Raw genomic sequence first — 16,232 nt, 5'->3', positions numbered from 1 at the left:
TACCCTATGGACTCGCTTGCCGCAGCACCGGGAACCGGCCCGGCCACCAATCCTTTGCCCGTGATCCGGAAAGCCAAAGCAGCAGCCCGATTCGAAGACCTCCCCCAGGACCGCACGCTGGTCATGGGTGTGCTGAACGTGACGCCGGATTCCTTCAGCGACGGGGGTCAGCACACGACCGCGGACTCCGCGATCGCGCATGGGCTCCGCATGTTCTACGGCGGTGCGGACATCCTGGACGTCGGAGGCGAATCCACCCGCCCGGGCGCGGACTCCGTGAGCCCCGAGGAGGAGCAGCGCCGCGTGCTCCCCGTGGTCGCGGCACTCGTGAAGGCCGGGGCCCTGGTCAGCATCGACACGGTCAACGCCTCCACGGCCGCGGCCGCGCTGGATGCCGGCGCCGCGATCGTCAACGACGTCTCCGGCCAGCGGGTCAGCGACGAGATGATCCAGCTCGTGGCCTCGCGCCGCGTGCCGTACATCCTCACCCACTCGCGGGGCGACTCCCAGACCATGGACTCCCTGGCCGACTACACGGACGTCGTGTCCGAGGTGGTCGCCGAGCTCGAGGAACTGCGCGCGCGCTTCCGGAGCGCCGGCCACGCCGACGAGCGCCTCATCCTCGATCCCGGCCTCGGCTTCGCCAAGCAGGGCGAGCAGAACTGGGAACTCCTCCGCGGCCTGGGCCGTCTCCAGGACCTGGGTCACCGCGTCCTGGTGGGCGCGTCCCGCAAGCGCTTCCTCGGTGAGCTGCTCACCTCGGCCGGCAAGGCCGCCGCTCCCGTGGAGCGCGACGCCGCCACGCTGGCCATCACGGCCCTCTCCGCCGGGAAGGGCGCCTGGGCCGTCCGCGTGCACGACGTCGGCCCGAACCTCGACGCGGTCAAGGTCGCCGCGCGCTGGGCGGCGTGAGCCACATGAGCGCGGGGGAGACCGGCGGCGTCCGCACGCTGGACCGGATCGAACTCCGCGGCGTGACCGCCACCGGCTACCACGGGGTCTTCGATTTCGAACGCCGTGAGGGCCAGCCGTTCGTGGTGGACCTGGTGATGCGCCGGGACTTCCGCCGTGCGGCCGAGACCGACGAGGTCGAGGACACGGCCCACTACGGACTCGTGGCCGAAGCCGTGACCGCGGTGATCGAGGGCCCGGCCGTGAACCTCATCGAGAAGCTGGCCGTCCTGATCGCCCGCGCCGTCCTGGAGGGCTTCGACGTGGAGGCCGTCGAGGTCACGGTGCACAAGCCCAAGGCGCCCATCGAAGTGCCGTTCGGGGACGTCGCCGTCGTGGTGTCCCGTTCCCGTGCCGATTTCCCCGGACTCGAAGGAGGTTCCGCATGAGCCGCACCCGAGCCGTCTTGGCCCTCGGAAGCAACCTCGGCGAGCGTCAGGGCACCCTGTCCGCCGCCGTCGCCGATCTGGTGAATCACCCGGCGGTGCACCTGGTGGACATCTCACCGGTCATCCAGACGAAGGCCGTGGGCGGTCCCGAGGACCAGCCCGACTACCTGAACATGGTCCTGGCGGTCGACACCGAGCTCGAACCGCTGGACCTCCTGGCCCACTGCCAGGCCGTCGAGCAGATGCATCACCGGGTGCGCGAGGTCCGCTGGGGGCCGCGCACGCTGGATGTCGACGTCATCGTCTTCGGCGACGTCCAGAGCGACGATCCCGTCCTGACCCTGCCGCACCCGCGTGCCGCCGAGCGCGCGTTCGTCCTGGTCCCGTGGGCCGCGATGGATCCCGAGGCCACCCTGAACGGCACCCCGGTGCGCGAACTGGCGCTGGCCGCGGCCGATTATCCCGACGTCGACGAGTACGACGAGTACTGATCATGCGCCTGATGCGACCCGCCCAGCTCGCCGGGCTGGCCCTCGCCTTCCTGGTGGTGGGCCTCCTGGTCTCGATGATCGTGCAGCGGTACGGCCTGCCGGTGCCGCTGCTCCCGCTCGCCGCGGTGTTCAGCATGCTCGCGATCGCGCTGCTGACCTTCCTGCTGGGCTGGCGGGTGCACCGCTGGAAGACCGCCAAGGTCAAGAAGCAGCTGGACCCGATCCTGGCCGCCCGGACGCTCATCCTGGCGCAGGCCGGGGCGTACGCGGGGACCGTGCTGTTCGGCTGGCATCTGGGCATCCTGCTGGAGCAGCTGCAGTTCCTGCAGTACTCCAGCTCCGTGGACCATGTCATCACGGCCGCCGTCATGGCGGGTGGTGGTGTGGTCATGCTGGTGGTGGGACTGATCGTGGAGCGCTTCTGCCGCATCCCTCCGGAGGACGACGGCGGCGCGGACGGCGGCAAGGACAAGGGGACCGAGGGTGAGTATGCCTGAGCCGGTGAACGGTCCGGCGTCGACCGGCGCCGGTGACGGCAGCTCGCGCGCCGGACGCCTGCGCGTCGGAGTGATCGGCGCCGGGAAGGTCGGCGCGGTGCTCGGAGCCGCCCTGCGCTCGGCGGAACACCGGATCTCCGGGGTCGCGGCCGTGTCCGAGGCGAGCCGGGAACGGGCCGAGAACCTGCTGCCGGGCGTCCCCGTGCTGGAGCCCGGCGAGATCGTCGCCGCGAGCGACCTGGTGCTCCTGGCCGTGCCGGACGACGTCCTCGGCGAGCTGGTCTCGGGCCTGGCGTCCCTCGGGGCATGGCGTCCCGGCCAGCTCGTGGCGCACACGTCGGGCCGCTTCGGCGTCGGCGTGCTGGATCCGGTCCGCGCGGCCGGCGCCATCCCGCTGGCCATCCACCCGGCCATGGCGTTCTCCGGCCTGAGTCTGGATCTCGGTCGCCTTCAGGACTGTGTCTTCGGGGTGAGCGCCGATCCGGCCATGCTCCCGATCGCCCAGGCGCTCGTGATCGAGATGGGTGGCGAGCCCGTGGTCATCCCGGAGGAGCAGCGCGTGCTGTATCACGCGGCCCTGGCCCATGGCTCCAATCACCTCGTCACCCTGGCGTCCCAGGCGGCGCAGGTGCTGCGGGAGATCGGTGTCGAGGACCCGGAGCGCCTCCTCGGCCCGCTGCTTCGTGCCTCCCTGGACAACGCCCTCGTCTCGGGCGAGTCCGCGCTCACCGGTCCGGTGTCGCGCGGCGACGCCGGCACCGTGTCCTCCCATCGCGAGGCGCTGACCGGCCGCGACCGTCTGCTCCGGAACGCCCCGGGACGCGGTGACGGACAGCCGGAGGCTCCGGGCGACGATATCCTGGATTCCTATCTCTCCATGGCCCGTGCCACTCTTCAGCGCGCCGTCCGCCAGGATCGCCTCCGGGCGGACCAGGCCGCGGCGCTGGGTGATGTCCTGGGCTGAGGGAGCCCGCAGCACATCACGTCCCTGATCCGGCCCTGCGCCGGAGCAGGCTGAAGAAGAGGTCCTCATGAGCATCGAACTGGTCACCACCAAGGCCGCACTCCGTGCCCGCCTGGCGGAGGCGGCGGCATCGGGGGTCTCCTCGGCCGGGTTCGTGCCCACCATGGGCGCCCTGCACCAGGGCCACGCCACGCTCGCGCGCCAGGCGGCCCGGGAGAACGACCTCGCCCTCGTCAGCATCTTCGTGAACCCGCTGCAGTTCGGCGAGGCCGTGGACCTGGAGCGCTACCCGCGCACCCTCGACGCCGACCTCGCCCTGCTGGAGGAGGCCGGCGTGCAGCTCGTCTTCGCCCCCGAGGTGGAGGAGATGTACCCGCTCGGAGAGCCGGGCGTCCGGGTGACGGCGGGACCGCTCGGCGGCAAGTGGGAGGGCGCCTCCCGTCCCGGGCACTTCGACGGCGCGCTCACCGTGGTGTCGAAGCTCCTGCACCTGGCGCACGCGCCCGTGCCGGTGAACCGCGCGTACTTCGGTCAGAAGGACGCACAGCAGCTCGCCCTGGTGCAGCAGATGGTCGCCGATCTCGATTTCGACGTGCGGATCGTGCCCGTGCCGATCGTCCGGGACGCCGACGGGCTGGCCCTGTCCTCCCGCAATCGCTTCCTCTCGCCCGAGCAGCGCGAATCCGCCCTGGTGCTCTCGCGGGCGCTGCGGCTCCTGGAGACCCGGGCCGCCGCCCACGAGCCCCTCGACCTCGAGTCCGCCGCCGACCTGGTGCGGTCCGCGCCCGGCGTCGAGCTCGACTACTTCGAGGTGGTGGACCCGCGCACGCTCGAGCCGCTGGCGGAGAACTGCAAATTCACCCCGTTCAGGGGTGACGCTCTGGCCATCATTGCGGCTAAGCTTGGTTCTGTGCGTCTGATCGATAACACACCGCTTTCTGCCTAGGCGAGACCCAGCCTTCCTCCCGGAGTCCTCTGTCAGGGACTCCCTGGAAATGCTCGGAGTGCGCCATGCGGTGTGCCGGCTTCCGTGGCCCGGCTTCGCCGTGCCCTGATCGCCGTTTCCGCTATCCCTCCCGCTCGGAAGAGCTCCGGTGTCAGGCCTGTCCTGTCCCCTCTCCCGTCCGGGAAACCACCGTTGCCGGTCCCGCAGTCCGTCGTTCCCCGACGCCGGCGGTCCGGCGGCATCTCGCTCCCCTTTGATTCACTCGCAAGGACGTGACATGACCTCTGACATCAAGAACCCCTCCGGCGGGCCGCTCGACGCGCCCGCCGCGTACGACTCACCGCCCGAGGCCACCCTGACCGCGCCCGAGGCGGGTGCGCCGGAGAAGCTCTCCCGCGAAGTCGTCGTGATCATCAGCGTCCTCCTGGTCTCGACCTTCACGGTCTTCCTGAACGAGACCATCATGAACGTGGCCTTGCCGCGCCTCATGACCGCGCTGGACGTCTCCGAGAGCACGGTCCAGTGGCTCTCCACCGGCTTCATGCTGACCATGGCCGTGGTCATCCCGACCACCGGTTTCATCCTGGAACGGCTGACCACCCGCAAGGCGTTCTTCCTTGCGATGGGGCTGTTCACCCTGGGCACCGTGATCGCCGCGATCGCCCCGGGCTTCGGGGTGCTGCTGCTGGGCCGCGTGGTGCAGGCCACCGGCACGGCCGTCATGATGCCGCTGCTCATGACCACCATCCTGACCCTGGTCCCGATGAACAAGCGCGGCATGGTGATGGGCAACATCACCATCGCGATGTCGGTGGCGCCGGCACTCGGCCCGACCGTCTCGGGTCTGATCCTGGAGCACTTCGAGTGGCGCTTCATGTTCATCTTCGTGCTGCCGGTGGCCGTCGTGGCGCTGCTGGTCGGCGCGAAGTACCTGGTGAACGTGGGTGAGCCGGGCCAGCAGCGCCTGGACATGCTCTCGGTCCTCCTGACCATCCCCGCCTTCGGTGGCGTGGTCTACGGCCTGAGCCAGATCGGCGGCGGCCACGGTGGTCAGGCGGGTCCCAGCTCGGGTGCCGTCGTGGCGCTGGCCGTGGGTGTGATCTCCCTGGGCCTGTTCGTCTGGCGCCAGCTGGTCCTCCAGCGGACCGGCGCTCCGCTCCTGGACCTGCGGGCGTTCAGCCACCGGATGTTCACGGTCTCCGTGCTGCTCCTGGTGGTGGCGATGATCGCGCTGTTCGGCACCGTGATCCTGCTCCCGCTGTTCCTGCAGAAGGTGCTGGGCGCGGAGCCCCTGGTGACCGGTCTGGTCATGCTGCCCGGTGGCCTGGCGATGGGACTCTCCGGTCCCTTCATCGGCCGGATGTACGACAAGATCGGCCCCCGTCCGCTGACCGTGACCGGCTCGGCCCTCATGGTGCTGTGCCTCTGGCAGTTCGCCATGATGAACGCGTCGACGCCGATCTGGTACGTCACGGTCATCCAGACGGTGCTCAACTTCTCGCTGGCGCTGCTGTTCACCCCGGCGTTCACCAACGGTCTGAACCCGCTGCCGCCGCAGCTGTACTCGCACGGCTCCGCCATTCTGGGCACGCTCCAGCAGGTGGCCGGCGCGGCCGGAACCGCGCTGCTCGTGGCGCTGTTCGCGGCGGGGACCGCCCTGCACGGTGATCTGCTGGACGGCACGCGGATCGCGTTCCTGACGGCGGCCGGCGTGGCGGTGTTCGCCGTCGTGCTCTCCGCCATGATGCGCAGGACGGAAGGCGCCGGTCATCACTGACCGCGGCCGACCACAGGCGTGACGCAGAACCGGCCGTGTCCCCTCAGCTGAGGGGACACGGCCGGTTCGTTTAACTCGTCGAGCAGGAGCGGGCGTCAGCCCGCGAAGAACTCCGCGAGCGGCTCGATCAGGCGGGCCGGGGCGCGGTTCACCCCGTCGTGGCCGAGGCCGGGGATCACGCTGTACGCGGAGCCGGACAGCACCTCGTGCAGACGGCCGCAGGCCACCCCGAAGTACGCCGGGCTCTTTTCGCCGACCATGATGAGGGTTTCGAGCGGCAGTTCCAGGAACGGCTCGGCGGACATGTCGGCGGCGATCATGGCCTTGATCTCGCGGACGCCGTTGGGGAGCTGTTCGCGCATCTCCTTGCCGAAGCCGGTGGTGGCGGTCAGCTTGTTGCCGAGCGTCAGCATGTGCAGCGGCATGCGGGACAGGGCGCCGTGCGGTTCCAGGCCGCGCATCACGATCGCGAGGGCCTTCTCGGTGTCGCCGGCGGCGCGGGCGGCCTCGTACTCGCCGATCCACGGCGCCTGGACGCTGCCGTCGATCGAGACGGCCGGGTCGTAGACGGCCAGGTGGTCCACGGGGATGCTGCGGGCCGCATGCAGCACGAGCGCGCCGCCGAAGCTGTGGCCGAAGAGATCGCGCGTGCCGGTGTGCTCCAGCACGGCCTTCAGATCCTCGACGTCCTGCTCGAGGGAGTAGGAGTCGGTCTGCGGCGTCGATTTGCCCTGGCCGCGGCGGTTCAGCACGTGGACCGGCCGCTTCAGCGCCTCGGAGAGGGCCTTGGCGAATTTGGCGTAATCGGCGGCGGTGACCAGCGATCCGATCACCACGACGACGCCCGGCCCCGCGGCGTCCTCGCCCCCGGCGTAGGTGTTCAGTTCCAGCTCGGCACCGTCAGCGGTGCGCACCAACTCACGCTTCATGTCACGAGCCTAGCGGAGCAGCCTGGACGAGTCATGAACCCGTCAGGCGGCGGCATCCGCCGTCCCGCGCTGTGGCGACTTCCGCTTCCGCCCGCGATGCTGTTCCTCGCGGGCGCCGTGCACGTGGAACTCGGCGAGGGCCGTGACGAGCCGCTTGCCGACGGCCGGGACGGACCCGTGCACGCAGCGCGGCACCTGGCGCAGCGGACCCGGCACCGAACCATGGAGGAGGCGCGCCGTCTGCTTGAAGTACTCGGGGCTGCGGGCGCCGTAGAAGATGCAGCATTCCTGCGCGATGCCCGCGAAGTCCTCGGCGTGCGCCTCCTCCTCCAGGGCCGCCTTCAGCTCCCCGACAGAGGCGGGCATGAGTTCCGCGAACACCTTGTTGGCCTTGGTCCGGCCGAGCGCGCCGAAGAGCAGGCCGAGGATCGGTTCGGGCGCCCTGGAGAGGGCGGTGCCCGGCAGCATGCCCCGCCGCATGCGGGCCATGGCGCGGGGGACGTCGCCGTCGTTCACCGCCTGGGAGAAGGCGGGCAGCCAGTCCACGGGGGTGCTGCCGTCGATGTTGACCGCCGGGTCGTAGACGGAGAGACGCGAGACGCCGAGGCCGGAGCCGCTGTGCCGTGCGGCGTTGAGCACCACGGCACCGCCCAGCGAATGGCCCAGCACGTGCTTCGCGCCCGTGTGCCGCAGCACGGCCTCCAGGTCCGCGATCTCCAGGTCCATGCCGTAGTCGGGGCCCTGCTCGGGGGACTGGCCGTGCCCGCGGCGGTCGTAGACGTGCACGGACCAGCTGCGGCCGTCGTCCTCGGATTCAAGGGCGGTCACGAAGGCCTGCGCGAAGGGCCGGTAGAGCGCCGCGGTGAGGAACGCCCCGCCGACGACGACGAGGCTCCGGTCCGCGTCCGACTCGCCATAACTGTCCATCGCCAACTCCGCCCCGTCCCCGGCACGGACGATGGATTCGGTGCGGGGAACTTCCAGGACCTTCCGGAACTTCACGACCCCATGCTAGCGTCCAGGTGGGTGCCCTCTGCGTCACGTAAACTAAGGGACTGTGACTGCTGAAAACCCCACCCCCCTTTCCGAGGCCTCCGACGCGAACGAGCAGATGCGGGTTCGCCAGGAGAAGCGCCAGAAGCTGCTCGAGCTCGGCATGGAGGCCTACCCGGTGGGGGTGGAACGCACTCACTCCCTGGGCGAGATCCGTGAGAAGTACGCCCACCTCGTGGCCGATGAGACCACCGGGGACATCGTGGGTGTCACGGGCCGTGTGGTCTTCGTGCGCAACACCGGAAAGCTCTGCTTCGCCACGCTCCAGGACGGCAACGGCGTCCGCCTCCAGGCCATGCTGAGCCTGGCCGTGGTGGGCGAGGAGGCTCTCGCGCAGTGGAAGGCGCTCGTCGACCTGGGCGACCACGTCTTCATCAAGGGCGAGGTCATCTCCTCCCGCCGTGGCGAGCTGTCCATCATGGCCGAGTCGTGGAGGATGGCCTCCAAGGCTCTGCGCCCGCTGCCCGTGCTGCACGCCGGACTGAACGAGGAGACCCGTGTCCGTCAGCGGTACGTCGACCTCCTGGTCCGAGACGAAGCACGCCAGATGGTCTACACCCGCGCCTCGATCACGCGGTCCATCCGCGAGACGCTCAACCGCCACGGCTACGTGGAGGTCGAGACCCCGATTCTCAACCTGGTCCACGGCGGCGCCTCGGCCCGCCCGTTCGAGACCCACCTCAACGCCTTCGACCAGAAGATGACCCTGCGCATCGCCACCGAGCTTTATCTGAAGCGTGCCGTGGTGGGCGGGATCGAACGTGTCTATGACATGGGACGCGTCTTCCGGAATGAGGGCGTCGATTCCACGCACAGCCCGGAATTCACCACTCTGGAATGCTATGAGGCGTGGGCCGATCAATTCGTGATGGCCGAGCGCATGAAAGAGATCATCCTGGACGCTGCCGACGCAATAGGCGCGGGCCGCGTGATCCAGACCGAGGCCGGCGAAATCGACCTCGGCGGGGAATGGGCCTGGCTCGGTGTCTATCCCGGTCTCTCCAGTGCCGTGGGTCAGGAAATCACCCCGGACACCACCGAGGAAGAACTGCGTGCGATCGCTGAAAAGCACGACGTGAAGATCGACCCGGCATGGGGTGCGGAAAAACTCGTGGTGGAGCTTTTCGGCGAGATCGTGGAACCGACCCTGCTGAATCCGACTTTCGTCTACGATTATCCGCCGTCGGCCCAGCCGCTTGCCCGCCCGCACCGCGAAGACGGCCGGCTGATCGAGGCCTGGGATCTGATCATCGGCGGCATGGAGCGCGGCACCGCGTTCTCCGAGCTGATCGACCCCGTGATCCAGCGCGAGCGTCTGACGGAACAGTCCCGTCTGGCCGCCGCCGGCGATGACGAGGCGATGCAGCTGGACGAGGATTTCCTGCGCGCCCTCGAATACGGCGCCCCGCCCATGGGTGGCATCGGCCTCGGCGTGGACCGGCTGGTGATGCTCTTCACCGGCGCCGGAATCCGCGAGACGATTCTCTTCCCCCTCCTCAAGCCAGAGGCGAACTGATATGGAATACATCGCCGTTATTCTGCCGTCCCTCGTCGTCGGCCTGCTGTTCTGGTTCGCCATCCGCGCTTTGCTGAATGCGGACCGTTCGGAGCGTGAGGCGCTCGCCAAGGCGGAGGAAGAGTGGGACGCCAGGGCAAAGAATAACAACGGTGAATCCGGCGGCTCGGCGAATAATTCGAGTGCTGACTAATCCGGATTATTGACTCATTGAATTGATTCGTCCATACTTTAGTGCGGGGGCGCAGCCAATACGGGTCGTATGACCTGCTTTAACCACCACACGATGGGAGCCATAGTTCATGGCACAGCGAGTCAAAATCATTCTTGTCGACGACGTCGACGGCGGCGTAGCCGATGAAACCATCCGCTTCGGGCTGGATGGAAACAACTATGAGATTGATCTCTCCGCTGAAAATGCTCAGAAGTTCCGGGGCGCTTTTGAGGAATACATCACTGTCGCCCGCCGGGTGACCAGCACCACCCGCACTCCGAAGCGCGCCGCGGCGAAGGGGCAGGACACCGCCCAGATCCGCAAGTGGGCTCAGGAGAACGGCTACAAGGTCAGCTCTCGCGGCCGCGTGCACGCCGACATCATCGAGGCGTACCACAAGGCCAACAGCTGACCTCAGGGTCGACGGCTTCGAGGCCGGTCCTGGACTTCAGAGTCCCGGGCCGGCCTTTTCCGTGTCCGTTCCCGTGCCTTCTTCCATGTCCGCGCAAGTCGGGGTGATTCCCCCTCTGGCGAACACGCCCCACAAGCCGCTGGTCCGCACGTAGCATCTAATTACGTCGTATCTGAGGAGTGTGGCGAAATGTTTGAGAGATTCACGGACAGAGCTCGCCGGGTAGTCGTCCTTGCACAGGAAGAAGCCCGGCTGCTCAACCACAATTACATCGGGACCGAGCACATCCTGCTGGGCCTCATCCACGAGGGTGACGGCATCGCCGCGAAAGCGCTCGAGTCCCTGGGAATCTCGCTTGACGCCGTCCGCGAGCAGGTCCAGGAGATCATCGGCCAGGGCCAGCAGGCGCCGTCGGGTCACATTCCCTTCACCCCGCGTGCCAAGAAGGTCCTGGAGCTGTCTCTGCGTGAGGCCCTCCAGCTCGGCCACAACTACATCGGCACCGAGCACATCCTGCTGGGCCTCATCCGCGAGGGTGAAGGCGTCGCCGCGCAGGTGCTGGTCAAGCTGGGCGCAGACCTCTCCAAGGTCCGCCAGCAGGTCAACCAGCTCCTGACGGGTTACCAGGGTGGCAAGGAGACCGCCGGTGCAGGCGTGGGATCCGGTCAGCAGGAAGGCACCCCGGCCGGTTCCGTGGTGCTGGACCAGTTCGGCCGCAACCTGACCCAGGCCGCGCGGGAGAACAAGCTCGATCCGGTCATCGGCCGCGAGCACGAGATGGAACGCGTCATGCAGGTCCTCTCGCGCCGCACCAAGAACAACCCGGTCCTGATCGGTGAGCCCGGCGTCGGCAAGACCGCCGTCGTCGAAGGCCTCGCCCAGGCGATCGTTCGTGGCGACGTCCCGGAGACCATCAAGAACAAGCAGCTCTACACCCTGGACCTCGGGTCCCTGGTGGCGGGTTCGCGGTACCGCGGTGACTTCGAGGAGCGCCTGAAGAAGGTCCTCAAGGAGATCCGCACCCGTGGCGACATCATCCTGTTCATCGACGAGATCCACACCCTGGTCGGTGCGGGCGCCGCCGAGGGCGCGATCGACGCCGCCTCGATCCTGAAGCCGATGCTGGCCCGTGGTGAACTCCAGACCATCGGCGCCACCACGCTGGACGAGTACCGCAAGCACATCGAGAAGGACGCCGCGCTCGAGCGCCGCTTCCAGCCCATCCAGGTGGCGGAGCCGAGCGTGGATCACGCCGTCCAGATCCTGAAGGGGCTGCGCGACCGCTATGAGGCGCACCACCGCGTGAGCATCACCGACGGCGCCCTCGAGGCCGCCGCCACGCTCGCGCAGCGCTACATCTCGGACCGCTTCCTGCCGGACAAGGCCATCGACCTGATCGACGAGGCCGGAGCCCGTCTGCGCATCCGCCGCATGACGCCTCCCGCCGAGCTCAAGGAGATGGACGTCGCCATCGAGGCGGTCAAGCGGGAGAAGGAATCCGCGATCGATGCCCAGGACTTCGAGGGCGCCGCGGCACTGCGTGACCGTGAGCAGAAGCTCGTGACCGAGCGTCACGAGAAGGAAGAGGCCTGGCGCAACGGCGGTCCGGACGAGATCGCCGAGGTGGATGAGGAACTCATCGCCGAAGTGCTGGCCAACTCCACGGGCATCCCGGTCTTCAAGCTGACGCAGGAGGAGTCCAGCCGTCTGCTCAAGATGGAGGACGAGCTCCACAAGCGTGTGGTCGGTCAGGACGACGCCATCAAGGCACTGTCCCAGGCCATCCGCCGCACCCGCGCCGGCCTCAAGGATCCGAAGCGCCCGGGCGGCTCGTTCATCTTCGCCGGCCCCACCGGCGTCGGCAAGACCGAGCTGGCCAAGGCTCTCGCGGAGTTCCTGTTCGGTGACGAGGACGCCCTCATCACGCTGGACATGTCCGAGTACTCGGAGAAGCACACCGTGTCGCGGCTCTTCGGAGCGCCTCCCGGATACGTGGGCTACGAAGAGGGCGGCCAGCTGACGGAGAAGGTCCGTCGCCGTCCGTTCTCCGTGGTGCTGTTCGACGAGGTGGAGAAGGCTCACGCCGATCTCTTCAACTCGCTCCTGCAGATCCTGGAGGACGGTCGCCTGACCGACTCCCAGGGCCGCGTGGTGGACTTCAAGAACACCGTGATCATCATGACCACGAACCTCGGCACCCGGGACATCTCCAAGGGCGTCATGACGGGCTTCCAGTCCGGCACGGACACCAAGACGGGCTACGACCGGATGCGGGCCCGGGTCACGGAGGAGCTCAAGCAGCACTTCCGCCCCGAGTTCCTGAACCGTGTCGATGACGTCGTGGTCTTCCCGCAGCTGACGCAGGACGAGATCATCGAGATCGTCGACCTGTTCGTCACCCGCCTGGAGAACCGTCTGAAGGACCGGGACATGGGCATCGAGCTCACGCCCGCCGCCAAGGTCCTGCTGGCCACCCGTGGCTACGACCCCGCGATGGGCGCCCGTCCGCTCCGCCGGACCATCCAGCGCGAGATCGAGGACCAGCTCAGCGAGAAGATCCTCTTCGGGGAGCTCAAGGCCGGGGACATCGTCCTGGTGGACGTCGAGGGCGAAGGCGACGAGGCGAAGTTCACCTTCGCCGGCACCGCCAAGCCCACGGTCCCGGAGCTTGCTCCGAGCACCCACGGCGACAGCAGCGCCGGGGAGCTGGGCAGCGGAGCCGCCTGAGGCCCGCAGCACCGCGGGTCGCTGAAGACCGTGCATGAGTGAAGGCCGGCGACGGAGGGGAGACCCGCCGTCGCCGGCCTTTCGCATGCCCTGAGGTCCATCCCTCCCCGCGTGACCCTCCCCGCGTGAGTCCGCTACGGAGGGGGTGAGTCCGCTACATCGTGCAGCGGACTCACCACCTCGCCAGCGGACTCAGCCCGGAAGCGCGGCGGTGGTGAGACCAAGGCGTCTGGCCGCGGTTCTGGGACGCGATCTCAGCCGAGGATTGGAAGGAGCCTCGGCGCGCGAGCAGCCAGGAACGCCCGCCAGCGGCACGCGAATCCCCAGGTCCGGCCTGCGTCACTGGCGGCAAGGGCGAAGAGGGCCGCGGCGTAGATGACGTGCTCGTCGAGGGCGGGGTTCTGCTGGAGCGGCAGAGCACTCAGCCACATGAGCACCAGCAACGGTGTGCCGCACCAGGCTGCGGCGCGCAGGCCGATGCCGGCCAACAGCATCAGCCCTAGCAGGCCGAGACCTCCCATGAAACCGAAATCGACCCACCGAAGGCCGGCAAGAGACTCCAGAGGGCCGGCAAACCAGCCGTCCAACTGTTCCAGATACTCGCGGGTCGGACTGACTCCGGCGAGGAGTGATTCGCAGGGCTGAGTGTCGAATCCCAGCCCGAAGAGCTTGTCCAGAAAAGACCAAGAGAAGATCGCGCCGAGCAGGATCCTCAGGACTGCCGCGGCACGTCCGGTGGCTTCGGTGGGGCATAACGTGCGTTCTCTGGGTGAACGGGACGGCATCTTCGGGGTCCTCCTGCTGTTGTGCGGCGGAACCCCAAGGTAGGGGGCGCTCCGTCAAGGGGCCAGTCGAACGACTGTGACGTCATCCGTCTCTCCGGGGCGGCGTCCACCCTGCGTCGCACGTTCAACCGGGGCCGGGGGCAAGCCCTACGATGGAGGAATGCCAGCAGCCGACTTCACGCTCCGCCCCGCCCGCACCTCCGACGTCCCGGGGATCAAGCGACTCGTGGCGCCGCTGGCCGAGGAGCGCATCCTCATGGCCAAGGAGACGGTCGCCTACTACGAAGGCATTCAGGAACTGCGCGTCGCCGAGTCCTCCGAGGGCGAGCTGATCGGTTGCGGCGCCCTCCACGTCATGTGGGAGGACCTCGCCGAGATCCGCACCCTCGCCGCCGCGGACAGCTGGCGCGGCAGGGGCGTGGGGCACGCCCTGGTCAAGCGCCTCCTGGACGAGGCCCGCGCGCTCGGGGTCAGCCGCGTGTTCTGCCTGACGTTCGAGGTCGGCTTCTTCCAGCGCCACGGATTCGAGGTCATGGCGGACCAGAGCGCCGTCGATCCGGCCGTCTACGCCGAGCTGCTGCGCTCCCATGACGAGGGCGTCGCCGAGTTCCTGGACCTCGCCCGGGTCAAGCCGAACACCCTCGGCAACACCCGCATGATCCGCCAGCTCTGAGCTTCACGGACAACCCCCAGGACGCTTCCAGCCCGTCCCTCTACCGTGCTCCGGGCGCTGGTAGTAGGGTCACAATGAGGCGCTCCGAGACAAGGCAGGTAGTCCCATGAAAAAGCTCATCAATGACCCTCGCGCAGTGGTGGAGGAGGCCGTCGAAGGATTCGGCCTCGCCCACCCCGACCTGGTGACCGTGACCGCGGATCCGCTCTTCATCGCCCGCAAGGACGCGCCGGTGGCCGGCAAGGTGGGACTCGTCTCCGGTGGCGGCAGCGGGCACGAGCCGCTGCATGCCGGATTCGTCGGACTCGGGATGCTGGACGCCGCCGTTCCGGGCGCCGTCTTCACCAGCCCCACCCCCGACCAGATCCTCCCGGCGACCCTCGCTGCGAACTCGGGCGCCGGCGTCGTGCAGATCGTCAAGAACTACACCGGGGACGTGCTGAACTTCGAGACCGCCGCCGAACTCGCGCAGGCCGAAGGCGTGGACGTGCGCTCGGTCCTGGTGAACGACGACGTCGCGGTCGAGGACTCGCTCTACACCGCCGGCCGCCGTGGTGTCGGCGGCACGGTGCTGGTGGAGAAGATCGCCGGCGCCGCCGCGGAGCGGGGCGACTCGCTGGACGCCGTCGAGGAGATCGCCAATCGCGTCAACCAGAACGTCCGCACCATGGGCGTGGCCCTCAGCGCCTGCACCGTCCCGCACGCCGGGGTCCCGAGCTTCGACCTGGCCGAGGACGAGATCGAGATCGGCATCGGCATCCACGGTGAGCCCGGCCGGCACCGCATCCCGCTCGAGAACGCCGACGCCATCACCGCGCGGCTGCTGTCCCCGGTTCTGGAGGATCTCCAGGCCGCGCCGGGTCAGAAGGTGCTGCTCTTCGTGAACGGCATGGGCGGCACCCCGCAGAGCGAGCTCTACATCGTCTTCCGGGCCGCCTCCCAGATCCTCGCGGAAGCCGGGCTCGAGGTGCAGCGGAGCCTGGTGGGCAGCTACATCACGGCGCTCGAGATGCAGGGCTGCTCGATCTCCGTTCTGAAACTGGACGATGAGCTGGTGGAACTCTGGGACGCTCCCGTGCACACCGCGGCACTCCGGTGGGGGGTCTGACCATGGCGCAGACGCTCGACCTCGCCTGGGCCCTCGACTGGCTGCGCCGTTCGGGCGCGGTGCTCGCGGAGAACCGGATGGCGCTCATCGAACTGGACCGGGCCATCGGGGACGCCGACCACGGGGAGAACATGGACCGCGGGTTCACGGCGGCGCTGGCCAAGCTGGAGGAGCAGCCCCCGGCGACCCCTGGCGCGGCCCTGAAGTCGGTGGCGATGTCCCTCATGTCGAAGGTGGGCGGCGCCGCCGGGCCCCTCTACGGGACGGCGTTCCTGCGGGCGGCCACGGCCCTGGGAGATGCCGAGGAACTGGACTCCGAGGCTCTGGTGGCGGCCCTGGCGGCGGCCCGCGACGGGATCGTCGCCCGGGGTAAGGCCGAGCCGGGGGACAAGACCATGATCGACGCCTGGACGCCCGCCGTCGACGCCGCCCAGGCCGCCGTGGGGGAGAGCCCCGCCGAACTCCTGGACCGCGCCGCGAAGGCCGCCGAGGAGGGCGCCGCCGCCACGGAGCCGCTTGTGGCGCGGAAGGGCAGGGCCAGCTATCTGGGCGAGCGCAGCGCAGGGCATCGCGATCCCGGATCCCAGTCGACGGCTCTTCTGCTCCGTGCCGCTGCGGACGCCGCGGCCGCGGCGTCCTGACCGGCCTCGCTGATCCGAGGGCCTCGGCCCGCCCGGCGCCGGCTCCCTGTGAGCTGCCGCACCGGCGGTCCGATCCCTGGACAGGAGCCGTCCCGGAGCCTGTCCGGACGGCTAGAATCAACCCTGCGGCCCGCCTCGGCGCGCTGCTCCCTGGCATCC

17 protein-coding genes are annotated in these 16,232 nt (G+C 68.8%); 14 read left to right on the top strand and 3 right to left on the bottom strand.

The genetic code is table 11. The annotated features are described in order from the left end of the window. The first annotated feature begins 6 nt into the window (after positions 1-6). From folP to BLV63_RS01860, 7 genes are all read left to right on the top strand, one after another. On the top strand, positions 7-912 hold the full coding sequence (gene folP / locus BLV63_RS01890; RefSeq protein WP_066213321.1) for a dihydropteroate synthase: 906 nt from the start codon (positions 7-9) through the stop codon (positions 910-912). A gap of 5 nt (positions 913-917) precedes the next feature. Further along, positions 918-1,340, top strand: coding sequence for a dihydroneopterin aldolase (gene folB / locus BLV63_RS01885; protein ID WP_169795516.1), 423 nt, complete (start codon positions 918-920; stop codon positions 1,338-1,340). Next, positions 1,337-1,831, top strand: a complete 495-nt coding sequence (gene folK / locus BLV63_RS01880) for a 2-amino-4-hydroxy-6-hydroxymethyldihydropteridine diphosphokinase (RefSeq protein WP_066213318.1) — start codon at positions 1,337-1,339, stop codon at positions 1,829-1,831. The genes folB and folK overlap by 4 nt, the downstream gene beginning before the upstream one ends. An 11-nt stretch (positions 1,832-1,842) precedes the next feature. Beyond that, the gene (locus BLV63_RS01875) at positions 1,843-2,328 is read left to right on the top strand and encodes a DUF3180 domain-containing protein (protein ID WP_244907358.1); all 486 of its coding nucleotides are present in this window, start codon (positions 1,843-1,845) and stop codon (positions 2,326-2,328) included. Then, the gene (locus tag BLV63_RS01870) at positions 2,321-3,292 is read left to right on the top strand and encodes a Rossmann-like and DUF2520 domain-containing protein (RefSeq protein ID WP_066213312.1); all 972 of its coding nucleotides are present in this window, start codon (positions 2,321-2,323) and stop codon (positions 3,290-3,292) included. Before BLV63_RS01875 ends, BLV63_RS01870 begins: the two co-directional genes overlap by 8 nt. Positions 3,293-3,359: 67 nt before the next feature. Beyond that, complete coding sequence (gene panC, locus BLV63_RS01865) at positions 3,360-4,238, top strand: pantoate--beta-alanine ligase (protein WP_066213311.1); 879 nt, start codon at positions 3,360-3,362, stop codon at positions 4,236-4,238. A 277-nt stretch (positions 4,239-4,515) separates the two neighbouring features. After that, on the top strand, positions 4,516-6,015 hold the full coding sequence (locus BLV63_RS01860; RefSeq protein WP_066213308.1) for an MDR family MFS transporter: 1,500 nt from the start codon (positions 4,516-4,518) through the stop codon (positions 6,013-6,015). A gap of 95 nt (positions 6,016-6,110) precedes the next feature. On the opposite strand, the gene BLV63_RS01855 is transcribed toward BLV63_RS01860, so the two are convergent. Both BLV63_RS01855 and BLV63_RS01850 read right to left on the bottom strand, forming a co-directional pair. After that, positions 6,111-6,944, bottom strand: a complete 834-nt coding sequence (locus BLV63_RS01855; RefSeq protein WP_066213305.1) for an alpha/beta fold hydrolase — start codon at positions 6,942-6,944, stop codon at positions 6,111-6,113. Positions 6,945-6,986: 42 nt separating this feature from the next. Then, on the bottom strand, positions 6,987-7,946 hold the full coding sequence (locus BLV63_RS01850) for an alpha/beta fold hydrolase (RefSeq protein ID WP_254780427.1): 960 nt from the start codon (positions 7,944-7,946) through the stop codon (positions 6,987-6,989). Between the two features lie 109 nt (positions 7,947-8,055). Between BLV63_RS01850 and lysS the strand changes: the two genes are divergently transcribed. The 4 genes from lysS to BLV63_RS01830 all read left to right on the top strand — a co-directional run bounded on the left by lysS (position 8,056) and on the right by BLV63_RS01830 (position 12,866). Next, positions 8,056-9,513, top strand: a complete 1,458-nt coding sequence (lysS, locus tag BLV63_RS01845; protein WP_066213302.1) for a lysine--tRNA ligase — start codon at positions 8,056-8,058, stop codon at positions 9,511-9,513. Between the two features lies 1 nt (position 9,514). After that, positions 9,515-9,706, top strand: a complete 192-nt coding sequence (locus tag BLV63_RS01840; protein WP_066213299.1) for a hypothetical protein — start codon at positions 9,515-9,517, stop codon at positions 9,704-9,706. A gap of 109 nt (positions 9,707-9,815) precedes the next feature. Then, positions 9,816-10,139 (top strand): histone-like nucleoid-structuring protein Lsr2, encoded by a 324-nt coding sequence (locus BLV63_RS01835; RefSeq protein WP_066213296.1) that lies wholly within the window; start codon positions 9,816-9,818, stop codon positions 10,137-10,139. A 189-nt stretch (positions 10,140-10,328) separates the two neighbouring features. Then, entirely contained in the window at positions 10,329-12,866 is a 2,538-nt protein-coding gene (locus BLV63_RS01830) for an ATP-dependent Clp protease ATP-binding subunit (RefSeq protein ID WP_066213293.1), read from the top strand. 254 nt (positions 12,867-13,120) lie between these two features. Here BLV63_RS01830 and BLV63_RS01825 read toward each other — a convergent pair whose 3' ends face one another. Continuing rightward, on the bottom strand, positions 13,121-13,651 hold the full coding sequence (locus BLV63_RS01825; protein WP_066213290.1) for a hypothetical protein: 531 nt from the start codon (positions 13,649-13,651) through the stop codon (positions 13,121-13,123). Between the two features lie 160 nt (positions 13,652-13,811). Here BLV63_RS01825 and BLV63_RS01820 point away from each other — a divergent pair, with 160 nt between their 5' ends. From BLV63_RS01820 to dhaL, 3 genes are all read left to right on the top strand, one after another. Continuing rightward, positions 13,812-14,324 (top strand): amino-acid N-acetyltransferase, encoded by a 513-nt coding sequence (locus tag BLV63_RS01820; protein WP_066213287.1) that lies wholly within the window; start codon positions 13,812-13,814, stop codon positions 14,322-14,324. 106 nt (positions 14,325-14,430) lie between these two features. Further along, positions 14,431-15,432, top strand: coding sequence for a dihydroxyacetone kinase subunit DhaK (gene dhaK / locus BLV63_RS01815; RefSeq protein ID WP_066213284.1), 1,002 nt, complete (start codon positions 14,431-14,433; stop codon positions 15,430-15,432). A 2-nt stretch (positions 15,433-15,434) separates the two neighbouring features. Further along, a complete protein-coding gene (gene dhaL / locus BLV63_RS01810; RefSeq protein ID WP_066213281.1) occupies positions 15,435-16,073 on the top strand; it encodes a dihydroxyacetone kinase subunit DhaL in 639 nt (212 codons plus the stop codon). The last annotated feature ends 159 nt before the right edge of the window (positions 16,074-16,232 follow it).

This window comes from Arthrobacter woluwensis (assembly GCF_900105345.1).
Taxonomy (GTDB): Bacteria; Actinomycetota; Actinomycetes; order Actinomycetales; family Micrococcaceae; genus Arthrobacter_E; species Arthrobacter_E woluwensis.
The sequence above is the reverse complement of the archived record's forward strand: the minus strand, read 5'-3'. Positions and strand labels throughout refer to the sequence as shown.